Source organism: Acinetobacter uliginosus (assembly GCF_044130295.1).
Taxonomy (GTDB): Bacteria; Pseudomonadota; Gammaproteobacteria; order Pseudomonadales; family Moraxellaceae; genus Acinetobacter.
Genome location: NZ_JBIQOC010000147.1, coordinates 1 through 4,616 on the forward strand (window position 1 = coordinate 1; position 4,616 = coordinate 4,616).

The following is a 4,616-nucleotide window of genomic DNA, read 5'->3' on the forward strand; positions in this document are numbered from 1 at the left end:
ATTGGTTTTGGAAAAAAAGAAGAATTTAAGAAAGTGCTAGCAATTTTAAGAAAGAAAAAGCCTGATAGGACAAGGATCCTATGAAATTTGTCGTGTACAGAGAATTCTATTATTAAAATTTACAGGATGATGTGCAATACCTCATAAATAAGATCATGTTCAGGCATACTGCCCAAAAGTTTGAAATGCTTAAGCCTGCCACTTTACAATACAATATCCCCAGAACAACGTTATCTTCAGAACTTATCAAAATCCTGAAATCTAAGTACACGTATTGAATTTCGTTCAAAATATTGTCGGATTTCATCAAGACCAAGACAGCTCTACCCTGTCTTTTCTAATCCTTATGCTCAAATTTTAATTCTTTTGTAAGGAAATTTATAAATATAAGTTTCCTTATTGCAATATAAAAAACTTGAGATATATTAATAACAATAAAAATAATGTGCGTTGTTAGGCAAAATTGGATTTAAATAAGACGCTTTTCAACAAATTAAATACAACAATCTTAGGGAGGCTTTTCTCCATGACTAAAAAGTACAGTAAATTTTTACCTTCTATTGCAGAAGATTTCTCTCTGGAAAATTTTCCTTATTATTGGGTCACTCAAGTGCATGCCCAATATATACAAAATGTAGATCACGCTTTGAAAAAATACGGACTGGACAATTCACGTCGCCGTATTTTACTGTCACTAAAATCCAAACCTCATGCCAGCGTATCAGATCTCTCAGAAATGGTCATTTCCAAAATGTCGACCACCACCAAAATCGTCTATCGCTTAAAAGATGAAGGACTGGTTGAAACCTATTCATGTGAAGATGATGCCCGTATTACACGAGTTGTCTTAACCGAGAAAGGACAACAAATGGCACATAAGATTAATGACCTGACCAATGTGGTTTTGGAACAATCTTTTGAAGGTCTGACTCCCCTACAAATTGAAAAAATGATGGAAAGTTTAAAATATATTTTTAAAAATTTAGCCCATTAAGTCGGGTTAAATTCGAAAGTAAACAAATGATTTTTAAGTTTTACTTTACAATATTTTAAAAGATATCGTTTTCACTTTAAATTTATTAAAAATAAGTTACAATAATAAAATACAATTACAACAATTATTATTGGGAAGAGTATAGATGACAAAAAAATACAGTAAGTTTTTACCATCTACAGATAATTTTGAGCTGGAAAATTTTCCATATTACTGGGTAAGTCAAGTGCATGCTCAATACGTACAAAATGTTGACCATGCACTGAAAAAATATGGTTTAGACAATTCACGTCGCCGTATCTTGCTCGCTTTAAAATCCAAACCTCGTGCCAGCGTGTCAGATCTATCAGAAATGGTGGTGTCTAAAATGTCAACTACCACCAAAATTGTCTATCGTTTAAAAGATGAAGGACTGGTTGAAACCTATTCATGTGAAGATGATGCCCGGATTACCCGAGTTATCTTAACCGAGAAAGGACAACAAATGGCTCAGAAAATTAATGACCTGACCAATGTGGTTTTGGAACAATCATTCGATGGTTTAACCCCTTTACAAATTGAAAAAATGATGGAAAGCCTGCAACATATTTTTAAAAATTTATCACGATAATGTAATAAAGCTGTAAATTTAAAATTTCGGTTTAATACTGAATTTTTCTTTTGGACTTTACAGATAATATACAATTCATGCATTTTTTACATTTTCTAAAAAATGTTGAAGCAATAAATTATAAATAAAAAATTAATGGGGAGAAAATAAACAATGCCCAAGAAATATAGTAGATTTTTACTTCTATCTGGTGAAAATTTTGATTTAGGAGACTTCCCTTACTACTGGATTACTCAGGTTCATGCACAAAGTGTAAAAAAACTAGATCACGCTTTGAAAAAATATGGTCTGGACAATTCACGTCGCCGTATTTTACTCGCTTTAAAATCCAAACCTCATGCCAGCGTGTCAGATCTATCCGAAATGGTCATTTCCAAAATGTCGACCACCACCAAAATCGTCTATCGTTTAAAAGATGAAGGACTTGTTGAAACCTATTCATGTGAAGATGATGCCCGTATTACCCGAGTTGTCTTAACCGAGAAAGGACAACGAATGACCCTGAAGATTAAAGATCTGAGCAATATAGTTCTCAAACAATCTTACCAGGGCCTAACTCCATTACAAATTGAAAAAATGATGGAAAGCCTGCAACATATTTTTAAAAATTTGTCGTAATTATCTAAGCTAATCGAAAAAATTAAGTTGGGGGCTAATTTTTTCGATTTTTGCCTTTGGAACATGTGAACATTCAAAATCTACCTCCGGAAACCCTTCTACAAAAGAACAAATATCTGGTGAGTTCAAACTTAACCATTGCTCTAAACGCTCGTGAGGAATAATAATCACTGAGCGTTTTACATTTCCGGGTTCATGAAAATCTTTCATCATAGGGTGATTTATGGCATCCATCGTAAGCATGGTTGCTGAACGAATAATTTCATCTCCAATTCGGCAAATTTCATAGAGCGCCGCAATATAAAAAGCATAGCCGTCCTTTCGGCGTACCCCCCAACGTTGAGGCTTATTCTCAATATATTTTGACTCATAAAACTCACTCACCGGCATCACGCCAAATTTGCATTTTGAAGCAGCATTTATAAATGTCGGTTTTTGTAGCAAAGTTTCATTTCGAGCATTATAGGTTTTTAGGGCAATAGTTTTATCTTCAGCCCATTTAGGTACCATCCCAAAATTAACCTTGCGCCACTCCAAACCTTGCGCTGATTTGAACAGCAAGGGCAACTCATAATTTGGATAGACCTCATCCGGATATTCAAAAGGAATATCCGGAAGATTCAACTCACGGAGCTGCTTTAAAGTAAGCGGTTTAAAATTAGCGCACATACAATAAGACTTAAATTAAAACTTATTCCATTATAACTTTAATCACATCATTTCTACTTCACATGACTATTCGGAAGCGTTAACCAATGTGTACGGCTGAACTCATCCAATATCCACTGTCCATTAAAGCGCCCCAAGCCTGAATTTCGCTCTCCGCCAAAGGGTGCATTCGGCTGATCTGCCACGGTTATGGAATTGATATGTGTCATACCTGCATCAATCTGCATTGCAAAACGAGTTCCGCGCTCGAGATCGGTGGTACATACTGCGCTGGATAGCCCATAGGCTGTGTTATTAGCCAAATGCAAAGCATCAGCTTCATTTTGAGCCTTAATGATCGGTAAGACTGGCCCAAAACTTTCTTCTTTGGCTAAACTGGATTCAGGATTGACATCAATAAAAATATGCGGTGGCATCACATTATCTTGAATATCGCCTCTCACGATAAGTTTAGTCCCCTCTTGCAGTGCCTGAGCAATAATGTGTTTTATTTTTTCAACTTGTGCCCCATTAATAATCGGGCCAATGAGAGTATCCTCTTGCTCAGGGTCACCGTAGACAATGTTTTTAGTGCGAATGACCAGTTTTTCAACAAAAGTATCATAAACTTTAGCATCGACAATCACCCGATTGGTACTCATGCAAATTTGTCCCTGATGCAAAAAACGTCCTACCACAGCGAGTTCCACTGCCAGATCCAGATCAGCATCATCCAGCACCACTAAAGGCGCATTACCGCCCAGTTCCAGCGCTATTCGCTTCAGATGGCTACCACCAACTGCCAATTGCCCAACACGTTTTCCAACAAAGGTTGAACCTGTAAATGAAATCATTTTAGGGGTATCGTGCTCAACAAAGTAATCCCCTATTTCACCACCTAAACCGGCAACCACACTGAATACGCCCTCAGGGAGACCCGCTTCTTCAAAAATTTTGGCAAGTAGCATTCCTCCTGTAATAGGTGTATCACTTGCAGGCTTTAACACCACACAATTTCCAATCGCCAGGGCTGTGACTACAGAACGCATACTAAGATGAAATGGAAAGTTCCAAGGACTAATTACTGCAATCACGCCGAGCGCTTTTCGTACAACATGGCTTTTGCGAGTAGGGTCTATAGATTGCAATTTCTGGATTTCCATTCTTTCAGGAAATGTGATGGCCTCATTGATAATACCCAATACAGCATCTACTTCAATATTGGCTTTAAAACGTGTGCTGCCAGACTCCTGAATGAGCCAGTCAATGATTTCTTCGCGTCTATTTTTGACCACATCCAAAACTCGGAGGATAATGCTTTTACGCTCGGATGGAAGCGTTTGCGACCAAGTAGTAAAACTACGCTCTGCAGCCGAATAAGCACTATCCACATCGACAAGGCTGGCAGCCTGCAATTTTAAAATAAGTTCTTGAGTATAAGGATTGAGATTATTAAGCGTATGGGTTGACGTTCCTTTTAGCCAGTGCCCTGCTATAAATTGTTCATCATTAAATTGATAAGCTTGCATCATCAAATCCTTTAGTTATTTTGCTTTGAAGATTAATGTATAACTGAATGTATTAAAGTGCCAGAATAAAAGGATTTTTGTTACTTTTAGACAATAAAAAAGCCTCCGAAGACATTGCTGTCCCACAATTTTTCACAAGAGGAAGCTCATTTGAGCTTCCTCTTGTTTTATGGGTATTTTATCGGGTGAAAATAAAGCTTTTAAAGTTCTTCTTTCA

General features: G+C 36.9%; 5 protein-coding genes. 3 read left to right on the forward strand and 2 right to left on the reverse strand.

The genetic code is table 11. The features are described 5' to 3' along the window. Window positions 1–526: 526 nt before the first annotated feature. The 3 genes from ACE01T_RS17145 (at window position 527) to ACE01T_RS17155 (ending at window position 2,222) form a co-directional block, all read left to right on the forward strand. Window positions 527–994 (forward strand): MarR family winged helix-turn-helix transcriptional regulator, encoded by a 468-nt coding sequence (locus tag ACE01T_RS17145; RefSeq protein ID WP_086195456.1) that lies wholly within the window; start codon window positions 527–529, stop codon window positions 992–994. 145 nt (window positions 995–1,139) lie between these two features. Beyond that, window positions 1,140–1,604 carry a MarR family winged helix-turn-helix transcriptional regulator gene (locus ACE01T_RS17150; protein WP_166168911.1) on the forward strand — a complete coding sequence of 155 codons (465 nt, stop codon included), beginning with the start codon at window positions 1,140–1,142 and terminating at the stop codon, window positions 1,602–1,604. 153 nt (window positions 1,605–1,757) lie between these two features. Then, window positions 1,758–2,222 carry a MarR family winged helix-turn-helix transcriptional regulator gene (locus ACE01T_RS17155; RefSeq protein WP_086195458.1) on the forward strand — a complete coding sequence of 155 codons (465 nt, stop codon included), beginning with the start codon at window positions 1,758–1,760 and terminating at the stop codon, window positions 2,220–2,222. A gap of 9 nt (window positions 2,223–2,231) precedes the next feature. Here the strand turns inward: ACE01T_RS17155 and ACE01T_RS17160 are convergent, their stop codons facing one another. Further along, window positions 2,232–2,891 (reverse strand): SOS response-associated peptidase family protein, encoded by a 660-nt coding sequence (locus tag ACE01T_RS17160; RefSeq protein ID WP_300046909.1) that lies wholly within the window; start codon window positions 2,889–2,891, stop codon window positions 2,232–2,234. Window positions 2,892–2,944: 53 nt separating this feature from the next. Further along, entirely contained in the window at window positions 2,945–4,402 is a 1,458-nt protein-coding gene (locus ACE01T_RS17165; protein WP_300046906.1) for an aldehyde dehydrogenase family protein, read from the reverse strand. Between the last annotated feature and the right edge of the window lie 214 nt (window positions 4,403–4,616).

Excerpts from the sequence above, each read along its gene's own strand:
- ACE01T_RS17150 (WP_166168911.1), top strand. The coding sequence starts at position 1,140 with ATGACAAAAAAATACAGTAAGTTTTTACCATCTACAGATAATTTTGAG.
- ACE01T_RS17155 (WP_086195458.1), top strand. The coding sequence starts at position 1,758 with ATGCCCAAGAAATATAGTAGATTTTTACTTCTATCTGGTGAAAATTTT.
- ACE01T_RS17145 (WP_086195456.1), top strand. The coding sequence starts at position 527 with ATGACTAAAAAGTACAGTAAATTTTTACCTTCTATTGCAGAAGATTTC.
- ACE01T_RS17160 (WP_300046909.1), bottom strand. The coding sequence starts at position 2,891 with ATGTGCGCTAATTTTAAACCGCTTACTTTAAAGCAGCTCCGTGAGTTG.
- ACE01T_RS17165 (WP_300046906.1), bottom strand. The coding sequence starts at position 4,402 with ATGATGCAAGCTTATCAATTTAATGATGAACAATTTATAGCAGGGCAC.